At 60.8% G+C, this 23,968-nt stretch carries 26 protein-coding genes; 21 read left to right on the top strand and 5 right to left on the bottom strand.

Annotation, left to right across the window (positions count from 1 at the left end):
• Positions 1-94 precede the first annotated feature (94 nt).
• Positions 95-1,006, bottom strand: a complete 912-nt coding sequence (locus tag ACSSVY_RS11005) for a LysR substrate-binding domain-containing protein (RefSeq protein ID WP_454269600.1) — start codon at positions 1,004-1,006, stop codon at positions 95-97.
• 104 nt (positions 1,007-1,110) lie between these two features.
• On the opposite strand from ACSSVY_RS11005, the gene ACSSVY_RS11010 reads away from it, so the two are divergent.
• From ACSSVY_RS11010 to ACSSVY_RS11030, 5 genes are all read left to right on the top strand, one after another.
• Positions 1,111-2,334, top strand: a complete 1,224-nt coding sequence (locus ACSSVY_RS11010) for an acyl-CoA dehydrogenase (protein ID WP_454269601.1) — start codon at positions 1,111-1,113, stop codon at positions 2,332-2,334.
• 3 nt (positions 2,335-2,337) lie between these two features.
• On the top strand, positions 2,338-3,597 hold the full coding sequence (locus ACSSVY_RS11015; RefSeq protein ID WP_454269602.1) for an NAD(P)/FAD-dependent oxidoreductase: 1,260 nt from the start codon (positions 2,338-2,340) through the stop codon (positions 3,595-3,597).
• 91 nt (positions 3,598-3,688) lie between these two features.
• Complete coding sequence (locus tag ACSSVY_RS11020) at positions 3,689-5,095, top strand: MATE family efflux transporter (RefSeq protein WP_454269603.1); 1,407 nt, start codon at positions 3,689-3,691, stop codon at positions 5,093-5,095.
• 292 nt (positions 5,096-5,387) lie between these two features.
• Positions 5,388-5,831 (top strand): type II 3-dehydroquinate dehydratase, encoded by a 444-nt coding sequence (aroQ, locus tag ACSSVY_RS11025; RefSeq protein ID WP_454269604.1) that lies wholly within the window; start codon positions 5,388-5,390, stop codon positions 5,829-5,831.
• A complete protein-coding gene (locus ACSSVY_RS11030) occupies positions 5,828-6,583 on the top strand; it encodes a LuxR family transcriptional regulator (RefSeq protein WP_454269605.1) in 756 nt (251 codons plus the stop codon). The genes aroQ and ACSSVY_RS11030 overlap by 4 nt, the downstream gene beginning before the upstream one ends.
• A 364-nt stretch (positions 6,584-6,947) precedes the next feature.
• On the opposite strand, the gene tsf is transcribed toward ACSSVY_RS11030, so the two are convergent.
• Together tsf and rpsB are read right to left on the bottom strand one after the other, a co-directional pair.
• Complete coding sequence (gene tsf, locus ACSSVY_RS11035; protein WP_454269649.1) at positions 6,948-7,820, bottom strand: translation elongation factor Ts; 873 nt, start codon at positions 7,818-7,820, stop codon at positions 6,948-6,950.
• A gap of 75 nt (positions 7,821-7,895) precedes the next feature.
• Positions 7,896-8,669 carry a 30S ribosomal protein S2 gene (gene rpsB / locus ACSSVY_RS11040; protein WP_040650670.1) on the bottom strand — a complete coding sequence of 258 codons (774 nt, stop codon included), beginning with the start codon at positions 8,667-8,669 and terminating at the stop codon, positions 7,896-7,898.
• Between the two features lie 258 nt (positions 8,670-8,927).
• On the opposite strand from rpsB, the gene ACSSVY_RS11045 reads away from it, so the two are divergent.
• Positions 8,928-9,623, top strand: a complete 696-nt coding sequence (locus ACSSVY_RS11045; protein ID WP_454269606.1) for a DUF502 domain-containing protein — start codon at positions 8,928-8,930, stop codon at positions 9,621-9,623.
• Positions 9,624-9,741: 118 nt separating this feature from the next.
• On the opposite strand, the gene ACSSVY_RS11050 is transcribed toward ACSSVY_RS11045, so the two are convergent.
• A complete protein-coding gene (locus ACSSVY_RS11050; RefSeq protein ID WP_454269607.1) occupies positions 9,742-10,515 on the bottom strand; it encodes a 3-hydroxybutyrate dehydrogenase in 774 nt (257 codons plus the stop codon).
• Between the two features lie 281 nt (positions 10,516-10,796).
• On the opposite strand from ACSSVY_RS11050, the gene ACSSVY_RS11055 reads away from it, so the two are divergent.
• The 12 genes from ACSSVY_RS11055 to ACSSVY_RS11110 all read left to right on the top strand — a co-directional run bounded on the left by ACSSVY_RS11055 (position 10,797) and on the right by ACSSVY_RS11110 (position 21,012).
• Complete coding sequence (locus ACSSVY_RS11055; RefSeq protein WP_454269608.1) at positions 10,797-12,620, top strand: extracellular solute-binding protein; 1,824 nt, start codon at positions 10,797-10,799, stop codon at positions 12,618-12,620.
• A 43-nt stretch (positions 12,621-12,663) separates the two neighbouring features.
• Positions 12,664-12,777, top strand: a complete 114-nt coding sequence (locus ACSSVY_RS11060) for an entericidin EcnA/B family protein (RefSeq protein WP_454269609.1) — start codon at positions 12,664-12,666, stop codon at positions 12,775-12,777.
• A 133-nt stretch (positions 12,778-12,910) separates the two neighbouring features.
• The gene (alr, locus tag ACSSVY_RS11065; RefSeq protein WP_454269610.1) at positions 12,911-13,948 is read left to right on the top strand and encodes an alanine racemase; all 1,038 of its coding nucleotides are present in this window, start codon (positions 12,911-12,913) and stop codon (positions 13,946-13,948) included.
• Positions 13,945-14,730, top strand: coding sequence for an MlaE family ABC transporter permease (locus ACSSVY_RS11070; RefSeq protein WP_454269611.1), 786 nt, complete (start codon positions 13,945-13,947; stop codon positions 14,728-14,730). Before alr ends, ACSSVY_RS11070 begins: the two co-directional genes overlap by 4 nt.
• Entirely contained in the window at positions 14,727-15,473 is a 747-nt protein-coding gene (locus ACSSVY_RS11075) for an ABC transporter ATP-binding protein (RefSeq protein WP_454269612.1), read from the top strand. Before ACSSVY_RS11070 ends, ACSSVY_RS11075 begins: the two co-directional genes overlap by 4 nt.
• A 109-nt stretch (positions 15,474-15,582) precedes the next feature.
• Entirely contained in the window at positions 15,583-16,023 is a 441-nt protein-coding gene (locus ACSSVY_RS11080) for a hypothetical protein (protein ID WP_454269613.1), read from the top strand.
• A 31-nt stretch (positions 16,024-16,054) separates the two neighbouring features.
• Entirely contained in the window at positions 16,055-16,504 is a 450-nt protein-coding gene (locus ACSSVY_RS11085; protein WP_454269614.1) for a paraquat-inducible protein A, read from the top strand.
• Between the two features lie 106 nt (positions 16,505-16,610).
• On the top strand, positions 16,611-17,975 hold the full coding sequence (gene radA / locus ACSSVY_RS11090; RefSeq protein ID WP_297776369.1) for a DNA repair protein RadA: 1,365 nt from the start codon (positions 16,611-16,613) through the stop codon (positions 17,973-17,975).
• A 26-nt stretch (positions 17,976-18,001) separates the two neighbouring features.
• Positions 18,002-18,562, top strand: coding sequence for a CvpA family protein (locus tag ACSSVY_RS11095; RefSeq protein ID WP_454269615.1), 561 nt, complete (start codon positions 18,002-18,004; stop codon positions 18,560-18,562).
• A gap of 3 nt (positions 18,563-18,565) precedes the next feature.
• Positions 18,566-19,015 (top strand): DMT family transporter, encoded by a 450-nt coding sequence (locus ACSSVY_RS11100; RefSeq protein WP_296627903.1) that lies wholly within the window; start codon positions 18,566-18,568, stop codon positions 19,013-19,015.
• Between the two features lie 123 nt (positions 19,016-19,138).
• Positions 19,139-20,593, top strand: coding sequence for an amidophosphoribosyltransferase (purF, locus tag ACSSVY_RS11105; RefSeq protein WP_454269616.1), 1,455 nt, complete (start codon positions 19,139-19,141; stop codon positions 20,591-20,593).
• A 155-nt stretch (positions 20,594-20,748) separates the two neighbouring features.
• Positions 20,749-21,012, top strand: a complete 264-nt coding sequence (locus ACSSVY_RS11110) for a hypothetical protein (protein WP_454269617.1) — start codon at positions 20,749-20,751, stop codon at positions 21,010-21,012.
• 72 nt (positions 21,013-21,084) lie between these two features.
• Here ACSSVY_RS11110 and ACSSVY_RS11115 read toward each other — a convergent pair whose 3' ends face one another.
• Positions 21,085-21,654 (bottom strand): biotin transporter BioY, encoded by a 570-nt coding sequence (locus ACSSVY_RS11115; RefSeq protein ID WP_454269618.1) that lies wholly within the window; start codon positions 21,652-21,654, stop codon positions 21,085-21,087.
• 108 nt (positions 21,655-21,762) lie between these two features.
• Here ACSSVY_RS11115 and ACSSVY_RS11120 point away from each other — a divergent pair, with 108 nt between their 5' ends.
• The 3 genes from ACSSVY_RS11120 (at position 21,763) to ACSSVY_RS11130 (ending at position 23,927) form a co-directional block, all read left to right on the top strand.
• Positions 21,763-22,416 (top strand): SDR family NAD(P)-dependent oxidoreductase, encoded by a 654-nt coding sequence (locus ACSSVY_RS11120; RefSeq protein ID WP_454269619.1) that lies wholly within the window; start codon positions 21,763-21,765, stop codon positions 22,414-22,416.
• 72 nt (positions 22,417-22,488) lie between these two features.
• Positions 22,489-23,271 (top strand): 5'/3'-nucleotidase SurE, encoded by a 783-nt coding sequence (surE, locus tag ACSSVY_RS11125; protein ID WP_454269620.1) that lies wholly within the window; start codon positions 22,489-22,491, stop codon positions 23,269-23,271.
• Positions 23,268-23,927, top strand: coding sequence for a protein-L-isoaspartate(D-aspartate) O-methyltransferase (locus ACSSVY_RS11130; RefSeq protein WP_454269621.1), 660 nt, complete (start codon positions 23,268-23,270; stop codon positions 23,925-23,927). The genes surE and ACSSVY_RS11130 overlap by 4 nt, the downstream gene beginning before the upstream one ends.
• The last annotated feature ends 41 nt before the right edge of the window (positions 23,928-23,968 follow it).

Consider the following 23,968-nt stretch of genomic DNA (forward strand, 5'->3'; position numbering starts at 1 on the left):
CTTGCAGGCAGAGGCTTGCGAAATCGTTAAAGCCGTGTGGAAACTCCGCACACTCGTACATCCCACCAAATCAGCCATCTCCCGGCCCGGTCGCTCAGCGCGGCAACAGGTCCTCATCCTCGGCCTGTCCCGCCAGCCAATCGCGAAACTTGCGCAGCGCCGGATCGCGTCCGTTCTGAACTGGCCAAACCAAGTAATAAGCTCCCGAAATCAGCGTCTTGTCACCCCAAGCTGTTGTCAATCGCCCCGTCGCCAAATCCTGTTCGGCCAGATAATCCGGCAAGAGCGCAATCCCAAGCCCATGCAACGCTGCCTGTGTAATGGTTGAAAATTGATCATAGATCGTGCCTGTGACCTTTGCCCCTGAAATCCCCTGCGCCTCGAACCACGTGGGCCAGGCAGAAGGCCGGGTTTCAATCTGTAAAAGCGGCAGACGCAATAGGGTTTCCGCACTCTCAATTGGTCCCTGTCGTGCTAGAAATTCGGGCGTTGCCACGGCAACGACCCGCTCCGTCCGCAGGCGCAAAGCCTCAGTTCCAAGCCAATCTGAACTTCCGAAATGTATCGCGGCATCAAAGGGTTCTGTGACAAAGTTAAACGGCTTCAACCGGGTCGACAGGTTGATTGTCACCTCCGGGTGCAGCCGTGCAAAGTCTGCCAGTCGCGGCACCAGCCAACGCATCCCGAATGTGGGCAGAATCGCAAGGCTCAGACTGCCGCCCACCGGGTTGACCGTCAACTTGACCGAGGCCTGTGCAATCTGCTGCAATGCTCCGCGGATTTTATCCGCATAATCCGCCGCTTCCGGGGTCAGATGAATGCCGCGGCCCTGCCGCACGATCAACCCGACGCCAAGCTGATCTTCCAGTGTTTTCAATTGCCTGCTGACCGCACTTTGTGTTTGTGACAGCTCCGCCGCCGCCGCCGTGGCGCTGCCCAGACGATCGAGCGCCTCCAGCGCGCGCAAGGACGATATGGACGGGAGAAAGCGACGGGGCAGGGTCATTCTTGCGGTTTACTCATATGTGTATGTGAAATTATCGTTATTCTTCGCGTCTACGCCAGTGTAACCTGCCCTCAACGTGTAAAAATACTCATAGGGAGTCCGCCATGAACGCCAAGACGCCGACGCTGCGCGCAAAGGATGCACCGGATCTTAACTCTTTCGATTGGGCCGACCCTTTCCGCCTGAATGACCAACTCTCCGAAGAAGAGCGCATGATCGCCACAAGCGCCCGCACTTTCGCGCAAGAAGTGCTGCAACCGCGCGTCATCGCCGCCTACCGGGAAGAGCGGGTGGACCCCGAAATCTTCAAGGAAATGGGGCAAATGGGCCTCTTGGGCACCACCATCCCCGAGGAATACGGCGGGCTCGGCTCCAACTATGTCAGCTATGGCCTCGTCGCCCGCGAAATCGAGCGGGTTGATTCGGGTTACCGCTCGATGATGAGCGTGCAGTCCTCGCTCGTGATGTACCCGATCTATGCCTACGGGTCAGAAGAGCAGCGCCGCAAATATCTGCCCGGTCTGGCCAGCGGCGATCTCATCGGCTGTTTTGGCCTGACAGAACCGGACGCAGGCAGCGATCCCGCCGGTATGAAAACCCGTGCTCTGCGCACAGATAGTGGTTATCGACTCACCGGCACCAAGATGTGGATATCAAATAGCCCTATCGCGGATGTGTTCGTGGTCTGGGCCAAGTCTGACGCACATGACGGCAAGATCCGTGGTTTCGTGCTGGAGAAGGGCATGAAGGGCCTGAGCGCCCCCAAGGTCGGCGGCAAACTCTCGCTCCGTGCCTCCGTCACCGGTGAGATCGTTATGGATAATGTCGAGGTGCCGGAATCGGCACTTCTCCCTAATGTTCAAGGACTTAAAGGCCCCTTTGGATGTTTGAACCGCGCCCGCTACGGCATCGCTTGGGGTGTCATGGGCGCTGCGGAATTCTGCTGGCACGCATCCCGGCAATACGGGCTTGATCGCAAACAGTTCAACCGCCCGCTCGCCCAGACCCAGCTTTTCCAGCTGAAACTGGCCAATATGCAGACTGAGATCACCTTGGGCCTACAAGCCGCCCTGCGCGTCGGCCGCCTGATGGACGAGGCCAACGCCGCCCCCGAGATGATTTCGATGATCAAGCGCAACAATTGCGGCAAGGCGCTGGACATCGCCCGTCACGCCCGCGACATGCATGGCGGCAACGGGATTTCAGAGGAATTTCAAGTTATTAGGCATATGGTAAACCTCGAGACCGTGAACACGTACGAGGGCACTCATGACGTCCACGCCCTGATCCTGGGCCGCGCCCAGACCGGGCTTCAGGCCTTCTTTTGATCCATGTCTGCCCTTGGCAATCTATGGCGTGACAGCTCGCGCGAAACCTTTGCCGCACAGCCCCTGCGCGGCGAACGCAGTGTGGACCTTGCAATTATCGGCGCGGGATTCACGGGGCTGTCGGCGGCGCTCTATGCCGCAGGGCAGGGGGCCGATGTGGCGGTGCTCGAGGCCGAAACCGTGGGCGAGGGCGGCTCTGGCCGCAACGTGGGCCTTGTCAATGCTGGCCTTTGGCTCCCTCCTGATGAGGTGTGCAAGATCCTTGGAGCAGAGGCAGGCGAACATCTCAATGCCGTGTTGGCCGAGGCGCCTTCGCTGGTGTTCGACCTGATCGCGCAGCACGGCATCGCCTGCGAACCCACGCGCAACGGAACCCTGCATCTCGCGCATGCGCCCAAGGCCATGGCAGACTTGGAATCGCGCCATGCCCAACTGGCTGCGCGGGGTGCCCCTGTGCGCCTTATTGACATGAAGACAACCACGCAACGCACCGGAACAGATCGATTTTATGGCGCGCTGCATGATGCGCGCGCGGGCACGATTCAACCGCTCGCCTATGCGCGTGGTCTGGCCCGCACCGCCCGAGACGCCGGTGCCTTGATCTGTGAGGACACCCCCGTCACCGCTGCCGAACACCGCAGCGGACAATGGATCATCACCACCCCCGGCGGCAAACTCCGCGCGCGGCATCTGCTCATCGCCACCAACGCCTATCACCGCCCCGTCACCCATGTCGCCCGCCCCGATGTGCCGATCGTGCAGTATTTTCAGCTGGCGACTGCGCCAATTGGCGACAATCTCGCAGGTGAAATTCTGGCCGGAGGTGAGGGGTGTTGGGACACAGGCCTCGTGATGACGTCGGTGCGCCGCGATCAAGCAGGGCGCGTCATCCTCGGCGGCATGGGGGGGGATGTCGGTTTGCACGCCGACTGGGCCCGTCGCAAACTGGCACAGCTTTTCCCGCGTCTGGCAGGGGCGGATATCGCGCACGCTTGGGCCGGGCGCATCGCCATGACCCATGATCATTTGCCGCGCATTCAACGCATGGGGCAGGGCGCGCTTGCCATTTTCGGATACTCTGGCCGCGGCATCGGTCCCGGCACGGTGTTCGGTCGTGCCGCCGCTCAGGCTTTGCTGAGCGGGGATGAAGCCGGGCTTCCAGTTCCCGTGGTAGACAGCCACTCAGAACACTTCGTCACTCTGAAATCACTCTATTACGAGACCGGGGCACGTCTGGTGCATCTGGCTGCCGCCCGCCGCTGAGCAAAAACGCACACACACTGTTGATCCTGCCCCAGTTGCAGAGCGGCGTTGTGCGTCTATGTCAGCATGCGTGATGTAACAGGAGCATGACATGGCCCTCACCGACACCGGCGGCAGCTTTACCCGAGGCAATCTTTTTCGGCACATATCGGTAATGTCATTCACCTCGAGCATCGGATTGATGGCGATTTTCGCTGTCGATCTTATTGATATCCTTTTCATTTCCATGCTGGGCCGCGAGGAATTGGCGGCTGCCGCAGGCTATGCCAGCACGGTCATGTTCTTTGCCAGCGCGGTCAATATCGGGCTCTCCATCGCCGCAGGTGCGTTGGTGGCACAGGCAGAAGGGCGCGAGGATCGTGCCGCCGCCCGCGATTATGCCAGCACGACGGCCGTTATCGCCATCGGAGTTGGCCTCATCCTGCCGCTTCTGGCCTTGCCGTTCCTCGACGACATTCTCGGGCTTGTCGGGACCAAAGGGGCCATGCTTGATATGGCGGCCAGCTATCTCTGGATCATCCTGCCCACAACCTTTGTCTCTGGCCTCTCCATGGTCGCAGTGGCCGTGCTGCGGGCCTATGGCGACGCGCGCGGCGCGATGTATCCGGCACTTTTGGGGGCGGCCGTCAATCTCGTGATGGACCCGATCCTGATATTCAGCCTCAGCATGGGCCTTGAGGGGGCGGCATTCGCGACCGTGGTGGCGCGCGTGGCGACCATGGTTCTGGCGCTTAGTCTCGCGATGTCCCGGTACAGCGCTTTTTCCAAACCGCATTTGGGATGTGTACTGCGCGATTGCGGCGGCGCAATCAAGATTGCGGTGCCTGCTGTTCTGGCGACCATCGCAACCCCGGTCGGGGCTGCCATCGTAACGCGGGAAATGGCAAAGTACGGCGCGGATGCCGTCGCGGGCATGGCCGTGATCAATCGGCTTGTTCCTGTGGTTTTCTCAGTCGTTCTCGCGCTTTCCGGGGCGATTGGCCCGATCTTTGGTCAGAATTTCGGGGCAGGGCGACTGGATCGGGTGCAAGAAACCTTCTTTGAGGGGATCAAATTTCTAGCCCTCTATGTGATCGCCATGTCGGCGCTGCTCTTCGTCTTCCGCGCTCCCATCGCGGACCTGTTCAATGCCACCGGCGAGATGCGCACCTTGCTTTACCTGTATCTCGGGCCATTGGCCCTCGCGTCCTTCTTCAACGGCACGATCTTTGTCGCCAATGCTTCGTTCAACAACCTTGGACATCCGGGCTATTCGACGTCGGTCAACTGGGCGCGCAACACGTTGGGCATCTGGCCCTTTGCCATAGCCTTCGGAATGATCTGGGGCGCGCAGGGCGTGTTGTTGGGACAGGCCGTGGGTGGGGTGGTCTTTGCGGCGCTTGCCACATGGCTCAGTCTGAGAGTGATCGAAGCCCCGGGCAAAGATCCGCTCTTGGGCCATTTCTCGTGTCCGGATCATCGCATGCAGATCGTCATGAACCGCTGCAATAGGTCCTGATTACTGCAATCAATTTATCGCATAATCAGTATTATGTAATTAATAGGCATTAACCAAACCGTGTTCAACCGCTCAATATCTAATCTTTAGTTCCGTAATACAAAGAGTTAACGGTGTATGTTAATCTACGCCCGATGCGAGGAGTAAATTTAGTGCGACACCTTCCCTTGTCAGGTCAAGTTCACTAGGGTATCCGCAGGTCGGCCTTTCCGTTTGATCCACGAGATACGACCACTCAAGTCTCGACAGGCCAAGGATTTGCGGTTTAAGAGAAGGTCTCAGGAGCGATACCATGACCGCAATTCTATTTTTGAACGGACCAAACCTCAATCTTTTGGGGACGCGGCAGCCCGAGGTTTACGGGCGCACGACCTTGAAAGACATCGAAACGATGTGCCACGCCGCCGCCGCTCAGCGCGGTGTCACGGTCGCCTTTGCCCAGAGCAATCACGAAGGTGCACTGCTCGACGCCATTCATGCGGCTCGCGGAACCTACGACGGAATTGTCCTGAACGCCGGAGCCTATACCCACACCTCCGTCGCCCTGATGGATGCGATCAGTTCCGTGGCCATTCCAACGATTGAATTGCATCTCTCCAACGTCCACGCCCGTGAGGCGTTTCGGCACCAGTCTTACATTGCGCGCGTGGCTTTGGGTGTGATCTGCGGCTTTGGCGCGCGGGGCTATGTCCTCGCACTCGACGCACTGCTTGGCCATCTGGAGAGTCCCGGATGATAGAAGCCTCCAGCATCAATGCCCTGTTGAACGCCGCATCTATCGAAGAACTCTGGGATCTGCACACCCGGTTCATGGCGGACTATGGCTTTGATCGTTTGATCTACGGCTACACGCGCTATCGCACCGCAACGTCCTTGGGTGACCCCGACGATTTTCTTATGCTGACGAACCACAGTCCTAGGTATACGGATGTCTTCGTGGGCGAAGGCTTGTATTTCAATGCCCCGATGGTCCGCTGGGCGCTCGACAATGACGGTGCTTGCTCTTGGTCGGTGTTGCGCGACATGATCGACAGCGGGACGCTGACCCCGCAAGAGCGCCGGGTGTTCGAGTTCAACCAGTCGCACGGTGTCACGGCAGGCTACTCCATCAGTTTCAAATCCCTCAGCCCACGCACCAAAGGGGCCATCGCCCTCACCGCACAGAAAGGCATGATGCAATCAGAAGTGGATGCGCTCTGGAAAAAGAATGGCGAACAGATCCTCGCCCTCAATAATGTGGCGCATCTTCGGATTCTCTCCCTGCCCTATACCGCACCGGGCCGTGCCCTCACACCACGACAGCGCGAAGTGCTCGGTTGGGTCGGTGACGGCAAGACCGTCCAGGATATCGCGATCATTATGGGCCTGACCTCTGCCACAGTGGAAAAGCACCTGCGCCTCGCGCGTCAGGCGCTCTCAGTCGAAACCACGGCACAGGCGGTTCTAAAAGCTGCATTTCAAAATCAGATTTTCATTCTCGAGAATTAAAACTATTAAAATCTGATAGATATCAGATGGTATGGAATACCTTACTTTCCCGACTTGACGTTACGTAGCATGATATCACTGTTCCGTGAGTGGTGGCTATTTGCCTGGGAACACTTCGGATTGCGGAGCTTGTTTTATTGAGCAGGTGATGTCGTCCTTTCCGGTCCTACCGGATGTCGGCCGTTGGTTCTTATTGATCGGGACTGACGGTCGGCGCCTATCTAAACGTCGTTTCATCCCCAATAGACGACGCGATCAAAGACCGGTGTCATCCCTCGGGGTGGCACCGTTTTGATTCCGGCCTAGCCGCGAATGAAAAAGGGCATCCCAAAGGATGCCCTTAATAGTTGAATATTACCAGAGCTTAGCCCTGTGCGACCTTGGCCACTTCTGCGGCGAAATCTTCTTCTTTCTTCTCGATGCCTTCGCCCACTTCCAGACGCACGAAACCGATAATCTCGGTCCCGGCTTCCTTGGTCGCTGCCTCGACGGTCAGATCGGGGTTCATCACAAAGGACTGACCCATCAGCGTCACCTCTGCCATGAACTTGGCCATGCGGCCCACGATCATCTTTTCGATCACAGCGTCCGGCTTGCCCGATTCGCGCGCGATGTCGATTTGAACCTGACGTTCTTTCTCGACAATCGCCGGGTCCAGAACCGCTTCGTTCAGCGCGGCGGGGTTGGTTGCGGCGACGTGCATCGCCACTTGGCGCGCAAAGCCCTCATCACCCTTGAAGGCCACGAGAACGCCGATCTTGCCCATACCCTCGGCTGCGGCATTGTGGACATAGGCCACCACGCCGTCGCCTTCGATCCGGGCCATCCGGCGCAGCGCCATGTTCTCGCCGATCGTGGCGATCTTGTCGGTCACGATATCAGCGACGGCCTTGCCATTCACCGTGGCGGCTTTCAGGGCCTCCACATCGGCCACGCCGATAGCGGCATCAGCAATCGTGGCAACCATGCTCTGAAAATCAGTGTTCTTGGCAACAAAGTCGGTCTCGGAGTTGATCTCGACCGCCACACCTACGCCGCCCGCGACCTTGACCGCGACAAGACCCTCAGCCGCCGTGCGGCCGGATTTCTTGGCAGCCTTGGCCAGCCCCTTGGTGCGCAGCCAATCGACAGCGGCTTCCATGTCGCCATCAGTTTCGGTCAACGCCTTCTTTGCGTCCATCATGCCTGCGCCCGTGCTCTCGCGCAGTTCTTTAACCATTGCAGCAGTGATCGCCATACCGGCTCTCCTCAAATCAGTCTCGGGATTGGGGGCGGGATACCCCTGCCCCCATGTCAGTTTCATGACGCAGCTTCAGCTTTCGGCTTCGGCAACTTCGGCCAAGGCTTCTTCGACTGGCACATCTTCCAAGGCACCCATATCGACGCCTGCCGCACCCAACTGGGCGGACATGCCGTCCAGCGCCGCGCGGCTGACCAGATCGCAATAGAGCGCAATGGCACGCGCGGCGTCGTCGTTGCCGGGGATGATATAGTCGATGCCATCGGGCGAGCAGTTGGTGTCAACGATACCGACAACCGGGATGCCCAGCTTGTTGGCTTCGGCCACGGCCAGCGCCTCTTTCTTGACGTCGATGACGAACAGCATGTCCGGCACGCCGCCCATTTCGCGAATACCGCCCAGGCTCGCCTGAAGCTTGATCTGGTCGCGCTCGATGCCAAGACGTTCTTTCTTGGTCAGACCTTCAGCACCGACTTCCATCATCTCGTCGATCTGCTTCAAACGCTGAATCGATTTCGACACGGTCTGCCAGTTGGTCAGCGTGCCACCGAGCCAGCGGTGGTTCATGTAATACTGAGCGCATTTTTCCGCAGCTTCGGCAATCGGCTGCGCGGCTTGACGCTTGGTGCCGACGAACAGAATGCGGCCATTCTTGGCAACCGTCTCACGGATTGCATGCAGCGCCGCATCCAGCAGCGGCACGGTCTGCGTCAGATCCATGATATGGATGCCATTGCGCGCGCCATAAATGAATTCGCCCATACGGGGATTCCAACGCTGCGTCTGGTGGCCAAAGTGAACGCCAGCTTCCAACAACTGACGCATCGTGAACTCGGGAAGAGCCATGTCTCGTTTTCCTTTTCCGGTTTTCGCCTCGGTATGGGAAGAGAAGCGGGTGCTTCAACCGGTGGACGGACAGGGATGTCTCCCCTGTCAGCCCGCCCATACCTGCGGGGTTCAGTGGCGCGCGTATACCTGCGCTCTTGGCCCGATACAAGCCCCAGTCAGGTATTTTGAACGTGACGTTCGACAGCGCCGGATGCCCCATTGTGAGCGGGCGACATTGTGCCTAGATATCCGCATGATCCGCGTGATGGAACCGTGATGAACACACCCTTTGACGACCTGCCCCCTCCACCGCGCAAAGCCAGACGCTTTGGCGGTCTGCGCGCGTCCTTTCTGACCGGGCTTGTGGTGATTGCCCCCGTGGGCCTGACGGTCTGGCTGATGTGGACGCTGATCGGTTGGGTCGATGGCTTCGTGCTGCCCCTCATCCCTGCGCAGTATCAGCCCGAACAATATATCGGCATCAACCTGCGCGGTGTCGGCGTCATTATCTTCCTGATCTTCACGGTTCTTGTGGGCTGGATCGCCAAGGGGTTGATCGGGCGGTCCCTTATCCTTTTCGCGGAATCGCTTGTGAACCGGATGCCGGTGGTGCGCTCCATCTATTCCGGTGTGAAACAGATCGCCGAAACGGTCTTTGCCCAATCCGAACGCAGCTTCGAGAAAGCCTGCCTTGTCGAATATCCACGCAAGGGGATATGGGCCATCGGCTTTATCTCGACCGAGGCACGCGGCGAGATCAGCGAAAAGGCCAAAACCGAGAGTGAGGTTCTGAGCGTCTTCGTGCCGACCACGCCCAACCCCACCTCTGGTTTTCTGCTCTATTTCCCGCGCGAGGATGTGATCGAGCTTGAGATGACCATCGAGGACGCGGCCAAACTGGTGATCTCTGCCGGTCTGGTCTATCCGGATCAGAAAAAAGCCGAGGAAACGCGCAAAAAGGCAGGGGATTAGGCGGGGCCCTATACCCAGAGCCGCGCGGTCGCTAGGCCGCGGGACGGCCCAGCGATCCGCGCGGCACCTTCGGTGCTAATCGCGCGGGGGCACAACCTGAGCCGGGGCTTCCCGCCCTTCAGAGCGCCGTCCAGCCCCCATCGACGCTGATCGTCGTGCCGGTGATCTGCGCCGCGGCATCCGAGCACAAAAACAACGCCGTGCCGCCCAATTGTTCGGTCGTGGCGAACTCCTTGGACGGTTGCCGCTCGAGCATGACCTTCTCGATCACCTCTTCACGCCCCATGCCGTATTTCTCCATCGTATCCGGAATTTGCGCCTCGACCAGCGGGGTCAGCACATAGCCCGGACAGATCGCATTGGCCGTGATCGGCTCTTTCGCGGTTTCCAGCGCGGTGACCTTGGTCAGGCCCACGATGCCATGCTTGGCCGCCACATAGGCGGATTTATAAGGGCTCGCGGTCAGACCATGGGCGCTGGCGATATTGATCACCCTGCCCCAACCTGCCTTGCGCATCATTGGCAGCGCGGCTGCGGTGGTGTGAAACGCGGAATTGAGGTTGATCGCGATGATCGCATCCCATTTGTCGCTCGGAAACTCGTCAATCGGCGCCACATGCTGAATTCCTGCATTGTTCACCAGAATATCACAGCGCCCCGCCTTTTCGATCAAGGCCCGGCATTGATCGCCCTTGGACATGTCGGCCTGAATATAGCGCACCTCGACGCCGGTCTCCTTGGCGATTCGCTTGGCCAGCGCGTGGTCCTCTTCCGAATCGGTAAAGGAATTTAGCACGACATTCACACCAGCCCGCGCCAGTTCTTCAGCGATGCCCAGACCGATGCCCGAGTTTGACCCCGTGATGATGGCGGTTTTGCCTTTGACACTCATGCTCTGTCTCCCAATAACCATTGCGTGCGCAGCATATCTGCTGCATCTGCAAATTGCACGGCAATACCCATCACGCTCTCGCGAGCAGACCAAAAAAAACGCCCGCACGAAGCGGGCGTTAAGTTATTGAGGCAGGTTTCATACAGGCAAGAAACCTATCGAGCAGTGCCCCCTTTATAAGCAATCCTGCGCCACTGTCCAAGCTAAAAGTTTGAAAACCCTTGAATCCCTCTCTAGGGTCCGGCCCAGACAAACAAGGATGATTGAGGATTGTCGCCAAAATGAGATCAGAATTTTTCCGCCATCTGAGGGCTGGATTGGCCGCGATCATCCTTGCTGGCACGGCCTCTCAGGCGGGTGCCGCCCCGGCGCATGGCATAGCTATGTATGGCACCCCGGCGCTCCCACCTGATTTTGTGTCGCTCCCCTATGCCAACCGGGACGCGCCCAAGGGCGGCGCGGTCGTCACCGGCAACGTGGGGGGCTTTGATTCGCTCAATCCCTTCATCCTGCGCGGCAATCCGCCGTGGCAAGTGGCCGACCTCACGCACGAGACCCTGATGGGTCGATCCTGGGACGAACCGTTCACGCTTTACGGTCTTCTGGCCGAATCGGTCGAGACGGACGACGACCGTCGATGGGTCGAATTCACCCTGCGCCCCGAGGCCCGATTCTCGGATGGCACACCCGTCACCATCGAAGATGTGCTTTGGTCCTATCAGACCCTCGGCACCACGGGCCACCCGCGCTATCGCGGATTCTGGACCAAGGTGGACAGCATTTCCCAAACCGGCCCGCGCTCTCTGCGCCTGACCTTCACCGAAGAGGATCGCGAATTGGCCCTCTTGGCCGGTCTCCGCCCGATCCTGCAAAAATCCCAGTGGGAGGGGCGCGACATCACAGAGGCCGGAATTGATGACATTCCCCTTGGCACCGGCCCCTATGTGGTCAGCGATTACGAAATAAACCGTCACGTCACCCTGAAACGCAATCCCGACTATTGGGGCCGCGACCTACCCCTGCGGCGCGGCACCAACAATTTCGACGAAATCCGCATCGAGTTCTACGGCGACGACACCGTGCTGAAAGAGGCGTTCAAGGCGGGGCTTGTCAGCTATGTACGAGAATTCAACGCTGAGGCGTGGGCCACACAGTATGATTTCCCCGCCGTCCAGCGCGGCGAGATAACCCTGAGCGAAATCCCCCACGGCAAACCCTCGGGCATGACCGGCTTTGTCATGAACACCCGCCGCGCGCCGCTGGGTGATTGGCGCGTGCGCGAGGCACTGATCACCGCGTTCAATTTCGAATATATCAACGACACGCTGACCGGCGGACGCCAGCCCCGCATCACCTCCTATTTCTCCGGCTCCGAGCTTGGCATGGATCACGGCCCCGCCACGGGCCGGGTGCGCGACCTGCTGGAACCTCACGCCGACACCCTCCCGCCCGGCACGCTCGAGGGCTACAGCCTGCCCGTCGGCGATGGCACCGCGCGCAATCGCACGGCCCTGCGCCGCGCAGTGGACCTCCTGAACCAGGCGGGCTGGCAGGTCCAGAATGGGCGGCTTGTGAATGCAGAGGGGACTCCCCTGTCCCTCACCGTCCTCTTGCAACAGGACGGTCTGATCGCACAGGCAAGCGCCATGATGGATATCTACGCCCGCGCTCTCGAACGCCTTGGCATCACCCTCACGGTCGAGATGACCGACAAGGCGCAATATGCCGAACGCGAAGCGCAGTTCGACTTTGACCTCACCATGATGCGCCGCTCGCTCTCGCTCAGCCCCGGCAATGAACAGACCTTCTACTGGGGGGCGGAGTATGCCGACCAACCCGGCAGCCGCAATCTGATGGGCATGAAATCCCCCGCCGCCGAGGCGATGATCCGCGCCATGTTGACCTCCCGCGACCGCGCCGAGTTTGTCGCGGCCACCCGCGCGCTCGACCGGGTGCTTATGGCGGGGCGCTATGTGATCCCGATCCATCAATACAGCGTGGGTCGTATTGCGCATAAGTCACAGTTGAAATACCCAATGCACCGGCTGCCGATCTATGGGGATGGCATTGGATTCCTCCCCGAGGTATGGTGGTTTCAAGAATAACAATAAAAATCGCAGCAGACACAGGCAAATGACAGGCAAACCCATGCGAAAACTGATTGCGCTCGCCCTCCTTGCGTCGCTGGCCGGATGCGCCACTGTCGATGGTGTGGGTCGTGACATATCGGGTGCCGCGCGCGGCGTTCAGAGCTGGTTCTGATCCGCCGACGGCCCACCTCCCGACGAGAGTCGCGTCGCTTGCGCCTCGGTGGGCGCAGGCCACGAGGCTATGACCGGAAACCAATCATGCCTTTCCCCTTGACGCCCCCGCCCATCCTGTCAAAACCCGGCCTATGAGCACTGCATTCCTTACCATCGACCTTGACGCCATCACCGCCAATTGGCGCGCCTTGGACGCCATGACAGCGGGCGAGACCGCCGCCGTGGTCAAGGCGGATGCCTATGGCTTGGGCGCGGCAAAGGTGGCGCGCAGCCTCGCACGCGCCGGTGCCCGACACTTCTTTGTCGCTGTCGCCGAAGAAGGGGCCGCCCTGCGCGACACGCTCGGGAGCGGACCTGCGATCTATGTGTTTTCCGGCCATATGCCCGGTGACGCGGATATGATCGGCGACATGTACCTGACCCCGATGATCAATTCGCTTGAGCAGATGATCCGCCATGTCGAATCCTTGCCGGGGCACCCCTTCGGCATCCAGCTTGATAGCGGCATGAACCGCCTCGGCATGGAACCCGGCGAATGGGCCGCCCTGCGCGACATCGCCTTGGCTCAGGATCCGCGTCTGATCATGTCGCACCTCGCCTGCGCCGACGAGCCGGACCATGCGATGAACCCGCAGCAGCTTGCCGCCTTCCACGAGATGACTGACGGGTTCGATGTGCCGCGCAGCCTTGCCAATACCGGCGGCATCCTGCTGGATACGGCCTATCACTTCGATCTTGCCCGCCCCGGCATCGGCCTCTATGGCGGACGCCCCTTTGCAGAGGCGCGCGCCGTCGTCACCCTCGACATTCCCGTGATCCAATGCCGCGATCTGGCACCGGGAGAAACAGTTGGATATGCGAACGGCTTTACCGCCCCCCGTGAGACCCGCATCGCCACGGTGGCGGCGGGCTATGCCGATGGCATCCTGCGCGCCATGGGGCCGAAAACCAGCCTCTGGGCCGAAGATATCCCCTGCCCCATCGCAGGCCGCATCTCGATGGACCTGACCTGCGTCGATATCACGGATCTGGGCCATGACCCCAAGAGCCTGCAACTTCTCGGGCCGCATCAGAGCATCGACACGCTGGCCGATAACGCCGATACCATCGGCTACGAAATCCTGACCTCATTGGGGGCGCGCTATACGCGACGCTATATCGGCGGATGAATTTTATTCTCGGCTTTCTGGCCAGCATTGGCCGCACCGTTCTGAACGGGCTGGCATCAATGGGCCGGATTGCGCTTTTCGCCAGTGATACACTCAGCCATCTGGCGCGGCCCCCCTTCTACTGGCGTGAATTTCTGCATGCGCTGGTCCAGATCGGCTGGCTCTCGCTGCCCGTGGTGGGCATGACGGCGCTCTTTACCGGCGGCGCTCTGGCGCTTCAGATCTACGCAGGCGGCGCGCGCTTTAATGCCGAAACCGTGGTGCCCTCGATTGTCGCCATCGGCCTCACCCGTGAGCTTGGTCCCGTGCTGGGCGGCCTCATGGTCGCCGCGCGCGTGGCCTCCTCCATCGCCGCAGAGATCGGCACGATGAAGGTGACAGAGCAGATCGACGCGCTCACCACCCTCTCCACCAACCCGATGAAATACCTCACCCTGCCCCGCGTGCTGGCCGCGACGCTGGCCGTGCCGGTCCTCGTGGGCGTGGGCGATGTGCTGGGCATCATGGGCGGGTTTCTCGTGGGCATCGGGCGGCTTGATTTCGGGGCCGCCACCTATCTGCACAACACGATTGATTTTCTGGAAACCTGGGATGTGGTCTCGGGCCTGATCAAGGGCTCTGCCTTCGGCTTTATCGTCGCGCTGATGGGCTGCTACTATGGCATGAATTCGGGCCGCGGCGCGCAGGGCGTGGGCCGCGCCACCAAATCCGCGGTTGTGTCGGCCAGCGTGCTGATCCTCGCCTCCAACTACCTCCTGACAGAACTGTTTTTCGCGTCATGATCGAACTTAAAAACGTCCACAAAGCCTTCGGTTCCAACCGTGTCCTGCGCGGGGTGAACCTGACCATTCCCTCGGCCACCTCTCTGGTGATCATCGGCGGCTCGGGCACCGGTAAATCCGTGGCGCTGAAATGTATCCTTGGCCTTGTCCGCCCCGACAGCGGCACCATCACCCTGGATGGGCAGGATGTGACGCGTGGCGACCGCGATGCCTTTCTCGCCCGCTTCGGCATGCTCTTTCAGGGCGGCGCACTCTTTGACTCGCTCCCCGTCTGGCAAAACGTCGCCTTCCGCCTCTTGCGCGGCTCGCTCAAGCGGCCTCTGTCCGAGGCCCGCGAGATCGCCATCGAGAAACTGCGCCGTGTGGGCCTCAAACCCGATGTCGCCGATAAATTCCCCGCCGAGCTTTCGGGCGGTATGCAAAAGCGTGTGGGCCTCGCCCGTGCCATCGCCGCCGAACCCGAGATCATCTTCTTTGACGAGCCAACGACCGGCCTTGATCCCATCATGGCCGGCGTGATCAACGACCTGATCCGCGAAATCGTCACCGAAATGGGCGCCACCGCCATGACCATCACCCATGACATGACCTCCGTGCGCGCCATCGCCGACAATGTCGCCATGCTGCATGACGGCGTGATCAAATGGACCGGCCCCGTGTCCGAGATGGACCACTCCGGCGATCCCTATCTCGACCAGTTCATCCACGGCCGCGCCGAGGGACCGATCGAGGCGGTGCGGTAAGCCATTGCAGCTAAAGGATCGCATTCACTGGTACAACGAGTACGCAAAGGCTTACCTAGATGCTGCACAAGTTGTGTGGACAGAGGCGCATGAAACAAAGAATAGGATTATGGCCCTTGCACCGCTAACGCAGCTTTTCGGGCAAGCAGCAGAGTTGGCGATAAAGGCACATATTCTTTCTGTCGGAGAACAAGGGCACGCACATGAGAAACGAGGTCATGATCTCTTCGATCTCGCCAGACAATTGAACGAGCAAACGTCAATTTTGCAGAGAGCAGAAGAGTATACTTCAAAGCACACAGCCGTCTTAGTTCTTGAAGTTCCCGACCACCATAAAAAACACCTTACTAAAAACGGTAAGGATTTGCGGGATTGGTACTCATTTGAACTTCATTTGAAATTGATGACCCAAATTTATTGTAAAGAGCTGAAGAACGGGGATAGATACGCGTCTCGATACCCACCAAAGAATGACTACGTGCGCAACTACTCTCCTACAATAGTTGCCGTAGGTGTGAGATTTTTAATCGATAACATAGCTTCTTCATGAGGCAGTCATTTACAGGTTTTGGTAGAGTTTAATGCTCAAATACGCCAACCTCTCCCTCCTTATCCTCTTCCCCCTCGCGTGGTTCGCGCCCCTGTTGCGCGCGGGGATTGACCTGCCGCTCTTTGGCCTCTCGGAAATCTCCGTCATCTCGGGCCTGCAAGCGCTCTGGCAGAGCGACGTCACCCTCGCCCTTTTGGTCACGGTCTTTGCCCTCTTCGCCCCCTATCTCAAGACCATCGGCCTCGCCCTCCTGCACTTTGGCCTCCTCTCCCCGCGCGCCCTGCCCGCGCTGCACCTCTTGGGCAAACTCGCCATGGCAGACATCTTTCTCATCGCGCTCTATATCATCGTGGTCAAAGGCGTGGGCTTGGCTAGGGTCGAGGTGGCGTGGGGCCTCTATCTCTTTACCGCCTGCATTCTGGCCTCACTGATGATCGGATTGACCGCACACAAGCGGTCGAGCCATCCCGGATCTGGCTGACCTCAAACGCAAACTGCCGTAATCAGTACAACCTAACGAACCGACGAATGGCCGCCAGAGTGGTTTCGCATTTGACCGCGCCCGCCGCTTGGGGCATCAGGCGCATATGGCAAAACCCGGCACCTTCACCTGCACGGCCTGCGGCGCGGTTCACAACCGCTGGTCGGGGCGTTGTGACGCCTGCGGCGAATGGAACAGCATCATAGAAGAGGCGCCGCTCTCGACCGGCCCCAAGGGCAAGACACTGGGCGGCAAACGCGGCACGCCGCTCACCCTCACGGACCTCTCGACCGAAGAGGCCCCGCCGCCCCGCACCCTCTCGGGCATAGGCGAATTGGACCGCGTGCTGGGCGGCGGCCTTGTGCCTGCCAGCGCGGTTCTGGTGGGCGGCGATCCGGGTATCGGCAAATCCACGCTCCTGTTGCAGGCCGCCGCCCAGTTCGCGGGCGCGGGCCTCAAGACCTTCTACATCTCCGGCGAAGAGGCCAGCGCCCAAGTCCGAATGCGCGCGCAGCGCCTGGGGCTTGGCAATGCCCCCGTCAAACTCGCCGCAGCCACATCGCTGCGCGACATCCTGACGACGCTCGAATCCGAAAAGCCCGATCTCGTGATCATCGACTCGATCCAGACCGTCTGGTCCGACACGGTCGAGGCCGCCCCCGGCAGCGTCAGCCAAGTGCGCGCCGCCGCCCATGAGCTGACCAGCTTTGCCAAACGCTTTGGCACCTCCGTGATCCTCGTGGGTCATGTCACCAAGGACGGCCAGATCGCCGGCCCCCGCGTGGTGGAACATATGGTCGATTGCGTGCTCTATTTCGAGGGCGAGCGCGGGCATCAGTTCCGCATCCTGCGGTCCGTCAAGAACCGCTTTGGCCCCGCCGATGAAATCGGCGTCTTCGAGATGACCGGCGCGGGTCTGGCCGAGGTGGCCAACCCCTCTGCCCTCTTTCTCTCGGGGCGCGGCGCGCCCACCCCCGGCTCGGTCGTCTTTTCCGGCATCGAGGGCACGCGGCCCCTCCTTGTCGAAATGCAGGCGCTCGTTGCCCCCACCCCCCATGCCCAGCCGCGCCGCGCTGTGGTCGGCTGGGACGGGGCGCGGCTCGCGATGATTCTCGCCGTGCTCGAGGCGCGCTGCGGCATCCCCTTTGCCGGGCTTGATGTCTACCTTAACGTCGCAGGCGGCCTCAAAATCAGCGAACCCGCCGCCGATCTTGCGGTCGCCGCCGCCCTTCTGAGTGCGCGCGAGGACAAAGCCCTGCCGGCAGATACCGTCGTTTTCGGCGAAATAAGCCTATCCGGTGCCCTGCGCCCGGTGGGGCAGACCGAAAACAGGTTGAAAGAAGCGCAAAAACTTGGTTTCACAGCCGCGATCACCCCGTCGGGTGGCAAGACGGCGGGCGACAGTGGCCTCAAACTCACCCATATGGGGGATCTGACCACATTCGTAGGTGACATATTCGGCGCGGGCTAACCGCCAAGAAGGACAGGAAGAGGCATATGGAAGGTTTCACCATCATCGACGGCGTCGTGGCGCTCTTCATTGTGCTCTCGGCGCTCTTGGCCTACTCGCGCGGCTTCGTGCGCGAATCCCTGGCCATCGCGGGCTGGGTCGTGGCGGGCTTCCTCGCCTTTATCTTTGCCCCGCAGGTGGAACCGCTGGTCAAGGAAATCCCGGTGGTGGGCGAATTCATCGCCGATAGCTGTGAATTGTCGATGATCGGCGCTTTTGCCGTGGTCTTTGCCGTGGGTCTCATCGTCGCCTCGCTGATCACGCCGCTCTTTTCCTCGCTGGTGCAACGCTCGGTTTTGGGCGGTCTTGACCAAGGGCTTGGCTTTGTCTTTGGCGTAGCGCGCGGCGTGCTGCTCATCGCCATCGCTTATTTCGTCTATCAGACTGTGATCTCCTCACAATCCATCCAGATCATCGACGACAGCCGCTCGGCCCGCGTCTTCTCGCAACTGACCGGCAAGATCGAGGATCGCAACCCCGACGAGGCGTTGGGCTGGATCACCCGGCAATACGAGGATCTGATCGGCAAATGCGAGGCGCCGCAGTAACCGATGCTGCCGCAAAGCCCGGTTCTCGCCCTCATTCTCATGGCCGTGGCCGGGCTTGCCGTGGCCATTCAGGCCCCGCTCAATTCGGCGCTCGGGCGCACGATCGATAGCTCGGTCGCGGCGGCGGCCGTGTCCTTTGGCGTGGGTTTTGTGGCGCTGGTGCTCTTGGTGGCCCTCTCCGGCGACAGCGCCGCCTTTGGTCGCGCGGCCCTCGCCCCGCGCTGGCTCCTGCTCGGCGGCCTTCTGGGCGCGTTCTTTGTCTGGGCGTCACTCTGGAGTGTGCCTGTCCTCGGCGTGCTCACCACCGCGGCCACGCTCATCCTAGGGCAGATCGTCGGTGCCATGGTGCTTGATTACATCGGCGCCTTCGGCATCGCTGCGCGCGATCTGTCGTGGACCCGCCTCACCGCCGCCCTCTTGGTCGGGGCAGGCGTCATTCTATCGCGCTTCTGATCCCCCGCCAGCCATCGCATCCCCACGTTATCTGTGATAGTTTCGTGACATGTCCGGCCTGAGGGCGTATGACACGCCCAAGCGATATCCACGGATTCGGAGCTGCCCGCTTTGCCCAAACAAATGCCCCCCGCTCACCCTTTCGATGATGATAAACTGAAGGAGGAATGCGGAATTTTCGGCGCAATCGGTCTGACCGATGCGGCAAATTTCGTGGCCCTCGGCCTGCACGCGCTGCAACATCGCGGCCAAGAAGCTGGCGGCATCGTCAGCCACGATCCTGAACTCGGCTTCAATTCAGAACGCCGATTTGGGTATGTGCGCGATAATTTCACCAGCCAGTCGCTGATGGAACGGCTGCCCGGCCCGCTCGCCATCGGCCATGTGCGCTACTCCACGGCGGGATCCAAAGGGGCGGCGATCCGCGATGTTCAGCCCTTCTTTGGTGAGTTTTCCATGGGTGGGGCTGCAATTGCCCATAACGGCAACATCACCAACGCCATTGCACTGCGCAAGGAACTGATCGAGCGCGGCTCGATCTTTCAGTCCAGCTCGGACACCGAATGCATCATTCACCTCATGGCCCGCTCGCTCCAACGCAATATCCCCGAACGGATGGAGGATGCGCTGCGTCGGGTCGAAGGCGCGTTTTCAATCGTCGCCATGACCCGCACCAAGTTGATTGGCGTGCGTGATCCCTTGGGCGTGCGGCCCTTGGTCTTGGGTCAATTGGGAGAGGGCTGGATTCTCAGCTCGGAAACCTGCGCGCTCGACATCATCGGCGCGCGCCATGTCCGTGAAATCGAACCGGGTGAAATGGTCGTCATCTCGGCCAAGGGCGGCGTCGAGAGCCATTTTCCCTTCCGCCGCCAGTCCCCGCGATTCTGCATCTTCGAACATGTCTATTTCTCGCGTCCTGATTCGATCATCGGGGGCCGCTCGGTCTATGAAACCCGGCATCAGATCGGCGTAGAGCTGGCCCGCGAGGCCCCTGTTGACGCTGACCTTGTCTGCCCCGTGCCCGACAGCGGCACGCCGGCCGCCATCGGTTTCAGCCACGAATCGGGTATCCCCTTTGCGATGGGGATCATCCGCAATCAATACATGGGCCGCACCTTTATCGAGCCCACCGAACAGATCCGCAACATGGGCGTGCGCCTGAAGCTCAACGTCAACCGCGCCCTGATCGAGGGCAAGCGCGTGATCCTCGTGGATGACAGCGTCGTGCGCGGCACCACCTCGCGCAAGATCAAAGAGATGATCCTCGATGCTGGGGCCGCCGAGGTGCACTTTCGCATTGCCTCGCCGCCCACCGCGTGGCCCTGCTTTTACGGGGTGGATACACCGCAGCGGGAAAAACTGCTTGCCGCCACCATGTCCGAGGATGAGATGCGCGACCATTTGCAGGTCAACAGCCTCAAGTTCATCTCGCTCGACGGTCTCTATCGCGCCGTGGGCGAGGCAGGCGGGCGCAACACCAAATGCCCGCAATATTGCGACGCCTGTTTCTCCGGCGAATACCCCGTCGCACCGTCCGATATGATCGAAAAGGGTTTCGAGCTGAAAGCCGCCGAATAAGAGCCCGCCGCTCAGCCGTCACTCAGGCGGCTGAGCGGGTCTTTGCGCGGCGATGCTGCATTGCGGCAACTCTCCGCCGACCCCAAACCCTCCCTCTTTCCCCTCCGTCAGCACACGTCTAGACGCCGCTTTGAGCATTGCACAAAGAGGTACGCGTGACAGAGCACACAGAAACCCCCGCCGCCACATTGGATGCCGCCACCAATCGCGCGGCACTGCCGGACGCACGTCTGACCCTGATTGGCACCCTGCATGGCCCGGACCACGCCCGCGCGCTTTTGCGTGTCGGCCGCACGGTGCACACCGTTGAGATCGGCACCGACCTTGGCAGCGCTACAGTCGCCTCCATCGGTGAGGGGGTCTTGATCCTTGCGCGCGGCGGTGGGCGCAGCGAACGGCTTAGCCTTCCCGCTTCCTGATCCTCTGGACGCACAGAAAACGCCGCTCCTATGCAGGAGCGGCGTTCTTTGTTTCATCGCTTTGGTGCTGGTTCAGCCCTTGCGCGCGCGGATCAGGGCGGTTGCCCCGGTGACGATCATCGCCGCCAGAACGGCCTTGACCGCATCCCCCAGCAGGAACGGTGCCATCCAACCGGACCACAGCGCATCCGCGCTCTTACCCAGCATCATTGCAGGCCATGCCAGACCCGGCAGATAGAGCAGCGCCGAAATCCCCATGCCACAGATCGCCGTGGACACGACGCCCCGCGCCAGTCCCCGCTCAACGGCCAAACCCGCAAGATAGGCCATGGCAACAAACCCAAACAGGAAACCGGCCGTCGGTCCCATCAGAGCCACGCCGTTCAACCCCCCTGCAAAGACCGGCAGGCCCATCGCACCCTCGGCCAGATAGGCCAGCAGCGTCAGCGCACCGAGGCGTGATCCAAAGGTCAGACCGACCATCAGAATCGCCAACGTCTGAAGCGTGAGTGGCACCGGATAGAACGGCACGCTGATCTGGGCTGCCACCGCAATCAGGAAAGAGCCGCCCAAAACCAACCCCGCCTTGCGGAGCAGTGTGTCGTGGCCGATCACGGCCTTGGTCAAAACTGTATCGCGCATTGGTCGCGTCCCTCTGTTATGTCTCTGAGATGACTTTTTCGCTGCATGTGCGAGAAAGTCAAGCGATTGCCCTTGAATTGCCACGCAACTGGTGGGATTTCCCTACGCATGGAAACTCAGAACTCCCTCCCGATCGCTCTCGTGACCGGCGCGTCGCGCGGTCTGGGCGCCGCCATGGCCGAGGCCTTGGCCAAAACCCATCACGTCGTTGCCGTGGCCCGCACCACTGGCGCGCTCGAGGAACTCGACGACCGTATTCAGGCGGCCGGCGGTCAGGCGACACTGGCACCGATGGACGTTACCAATGTTGGAGCGATGGCGCAGCTTTGCCGCTCGATCTATGACCGCTGGGGTGCCATTGCCACTTGGGTGCATGCGGCGGTGCATGCCGCCCCCCTGACCCCGGTGGCACATCTGTCCGAGGGGGATTGGTCCAAATCCGTGGCCTGCAACGTGACCGCTACGGGCATCCTGATCCCCTTCATAGCGCCCCTCTTGGGCACCAGCGGGCAGGCGATCTTTTTCGACGATCCGCGCGCGGGTGAGAAATTCTATGCGGCCTATGGGGCCACCAAAGCCGCGCAAATCGCCCTCGCCCGCTCGTGGCAGGCCGAGACCGCCCAGACCGGCCCGCGTGTGCACATCCTCACGCCCCATCCGATGCCCACCGCCACCCGCGCGCGCTTTCACCCCGGCGAAGACCGCGAGACCTTGGCACTTCCCCGCGACGAGGCCGCGCGCCTGCTTGCAGAATTGATCTAAGCTGCGTCCCGTGCTTGCCGCGCGCGCCCTCGGCAGCTAGACAGAGACCAAGCAAGAAAAAGGGGCAGGCCGATGCGTATTCTGATCACCAATGACGACGGCATCAATGCCCCCGGCCTTGCCGTGCTCCACGATATCGCCACCGACCTCGCCGGTGAGACTGGCGAAGTCTGGACCGTGGCCCCCGCCTTCGAGCAATCGGGCGTTGCTCACTGCATTTCCTACACCCGCCCGATGATGATCGCACAGATGGGCCCGCGCCGCTTTGCCGCCGAGGGCAGCCCCGCCGATTGCATCCTTGCGGGGCTGCATGACGTGATGAAGGACGCCCGCCCTGACCTCGTGCTCTCTGGCGTCAATCGCGGCAACAATGCCGCCGAGAACGCGGTCTATTCCGGCACCGTCGGGGCTGCGATGGAGGCTGCCCTTCAGGGCGTGCCCGCCGTGGCGCTCAGCCAGTATTACGGCCCCGGCAACCGCGATCTCGACGACACATTCGAGGCCGCGCGCGTGCATGGCCTGCCCACGCTGCAACGCCTCCTGGACAAGGGTGTCTGGACCAAGGACGATTACGGTATTTTCTACAACATCAACTTCCCGCCCGTACCGGCCGCAGAGGTCAAGGGCCTGCGCGCCGCCCGTCAGGGCTTTCGCCGTGATATGGGCTATGGGGTGCAGCCGCATGTCTCGCCCTCGGGTCGTCGCTTTCTCTGGGTCACGGGCGCACCCCAGCACGAACCCACCAGCCCCGGATCAGATGCCGATGTGAACCTTCAGGGATATATCTCGGTCACTCCCATGCGTGCGGACCTGACCGCCCATGACGCGTTGGAGGCGCTCAGGGCGATCGAATGACCGACGAGGACGATCACCATATTGCCGAACGCAAGATGCAGTTTCTCTTTACCCTGCGCTCCAAGGGCGTGACCGATGCGCGCGTCCTCACGGCAATGGAACAGATCGACCGTGGCCCCTTCATCCGGGGCTATTTCGCGGAACGCGCCTATGAGGATATGCCGCTTCCCATCGCCTGTGGCCAGACCATCAGCCAGCCCTCGGTTGTGGGCCTCATGACACAGGCGCTCAAGGTTTCCAGCCGCGACAAGGTGCTCGAGGTCGGCACCGGCTCTGGCTATCAGGCAGCGATCCTGAGCCAGTTGGCCCGCCGCGTTTATACCGTGGACCGTCACAAACGACTGGTCAACGAAGCATCAGAGATCTTTCGGGCCCTCGATCTGACCAATATCACGGCCCTGACCGCCGATGGCAGCTTCGGTTTGCCCGATCAGGCGCCATTTGACCGCATTATCGTGACCGCAGCCGCCGAAGACCCGCCCGGCCCCCTATTGGCCCAGCTTAAAATCGGGGGTATCATGGTCGTGCCAGTGGGCCAGTCCGATGCCGTGCAACGGCTGATCCGCGTGACCCGGCATGAGACCGGATTTGACTATGACGAATTGCGCCCGGTGCGCTTTGTTCCTCTGATCGAGGGACTGGGGCGCGACGGCTGAGTAGAGCGCGAGACACAGTAACCAAGGCCCCGGCCAACAAG

The sequence above is a fragment of the Roseovarius sp. MBR-51 genome (genome assembly GCF_053628575.1).

What these genes read in the sequence shown, in the direction of transcription:
- ACSSVY_RS11005 (WP_454269600.1), bottom strand. Translation starts at nt 1,006, where the DNA reads ATGACCCTGCCCCGTCGCTTTCTCCCGTCCATATCGTCCTTGCGCGCG.
- ACSSVY_RS11010 (WP_454269601.1), top strand. Translation starts at nt 1,111, where the DNA reads ATGAACGCCAAGACGCCGACGCTGCGCGCAAAGGATGCACCGGATCTT.
- ACSSVY_RS11015 (WP_454269602.1), top strand. Translation starts at nt 2,338, where the DNA reads ATGTCTGCCCTTGGCAATCTATGGCGTGACAGCTCGCGCGAAACCTTT.
- ACSSVY_RS11020 (WP_454269603.1), top strand. Translation starts at nt 3,689, where the DNA reads ATGGCCCTCACCGACACCGGCGGCAGCTTTACCCGAGGCAATCTTTTT.
- aroQ (WP_454269604.1), top strand. Translation starts at nt 5,388, where the DNA reads ATGACCGCAATTCTATTTTTGAACGGACCAAACCTCAATCTTTTGGGG.
- ACSSVY_RS11030 (WP_454269605.1), top strand. Translation starts at nt 5,828, where the DNA reads ATGATAGAAGCCTCCAGCATCAATGCCCTGTTGAACGCCGCATCTATC.
- tsf (WP_454269649.1), bottom strand. Translation starts at nt 7,820, where the DNA reads ATGGCGATCACTGCTGCAATGGTTAAAGAACTGCGCGAGAGCACGGGC.
- rpsB (WP_040650670.1), bottom strand. Translation starts at nt 8,669, where the DNA reads ATGGCTCTTCCCGAGTTCACGATGCGTCAGTTGTTGGAAGCTGGCGTT.
- ACSSVY_RS11045 (WP_454269606.1), top strand. Translation starts at nt 8,928, where the DNA reads ATGAACACACCCTTTGACGACCTGCCCCCTCCACCGCGCAAAGCCAGA.
- ACSSVY_RS11050 (WP_454269607.1), bottom strand. Translation starts at nt 10,515, where the DNA reads ATGAGTGTCAAAGGCAAAACCGCCATCATCACGGGGTCAAACTCGGGC.
- ACSSVY_RS11055 (WP_454269608.1), top strand. Translation starts at nt 10,797, where the DNA reads ATGAGATCAGAATTTTTCCGCCATCTGAGGGCTGGATTGGCCGCGATC.
- ACSSVY_RS11060 (WP_454269609.1), top strand. Translation starts at nt 12,664, where the DNA reads ATGCGAAAACTGATTGCGCTCGCCCTCCTTGCGTCGCTGGCCGGATGC.
- alr (WP_454269610.1), top strand. Translation starts at nt 12,911, where the DNA reads ATGAGCACTGCATTCCTTACCATCGACCTTGACGCCATCACCGCCAAT.
- ACSSVY_RS11070 (WP_454269611.1), top strand. Translation starts at nt 13,945, where the DNA reads ATGAATTTTATTCTCGGCTTTCTGGCCAGCATTGGCCGCACCGTTCTG.
- ACSSVY_RS11075 (WP_454269612.1), top strand. Translation starts at nt 14,727, where the DNA reads ATGATCGAACTTAAAAACGTCCACAAAGCCTTCGGTTCCAACCGTGTC.
- ACSSVY_RS11080 (WP_454269613.1), top strand. Translation starts at nt 15,583, where the DNA reads ATGGCCCTTGCACCGCTAACGCAGCTTTTCGGGCAAGCAGCAGAGTTG.
- ACSSVY_RS11085 (WP_454269614.1), top strand. Translation starts at nt 16,055, where the DNA reads ATGCTCAAATACGCCAACCTCTCCCTCCTTATCCTCTTCCCCCTCGCG.
- radA (WP_297776369.1), top strand. Translation starts at nt 16,611, where the DNA reads ATGGCAAAACCCGGCACCTTCACCTGCACGGCCTGCGGCGCGGTTCAC.
- ACSSVY_RS11095 (WP_454269615.1), top strand. Translation starts at nt 18,002, where the DNA reads ATGGAAGGTTTCACCATCATCGACGGCGTCGTGGCGCTCTTCATTGTG.
- ACSSVY_RS11100 (WP_296627903.1), top strand. Translation starts at nt 18,566, where the DNA reads ATGCTGCCGCAAAGCCCGGTTCTCGCCCTCATTCTCATGGCCGTGGCC.
- purF (WP_454269616.1), top strand. Translation starts at nt 19,139, where the DNA reads ATGCCCCCCGCTCACCCTTTCGATGATGATAAACTGAAGGAGGAATGC.
- ACSSVY_RS11115 (WP_454269618.1), bottom strand. Translation starts at nt 21,654, where the DNA reads ATGCGCGATACAGTTTTGACCAAGGCCGTGATCGGCCACGACACACTG.
- ACSSVY_RS11120 (WP_454269619.1), top strand. Translation starts at nt 21,763, where the DNA reads ATGGAAACTCAGAACTCCCTCCCGATCGCTCTCGTGACCGGCGCGTCG.
- surE (WP_454269620.1), top strand. Translation starts at nt 22,489, where the DNA reads ATGCGTATTCTGATCACCAATGACGACGGCATCAATGCCCCCGGCCTT.
- ACSSVY_RS11130 (WP_454269621.1), top strand. Translation starts at nt 23,268, where the DNA reads ATGACCGACGAGGACGATCACCATATTGCCGAACGCAAGATGCAGTTT.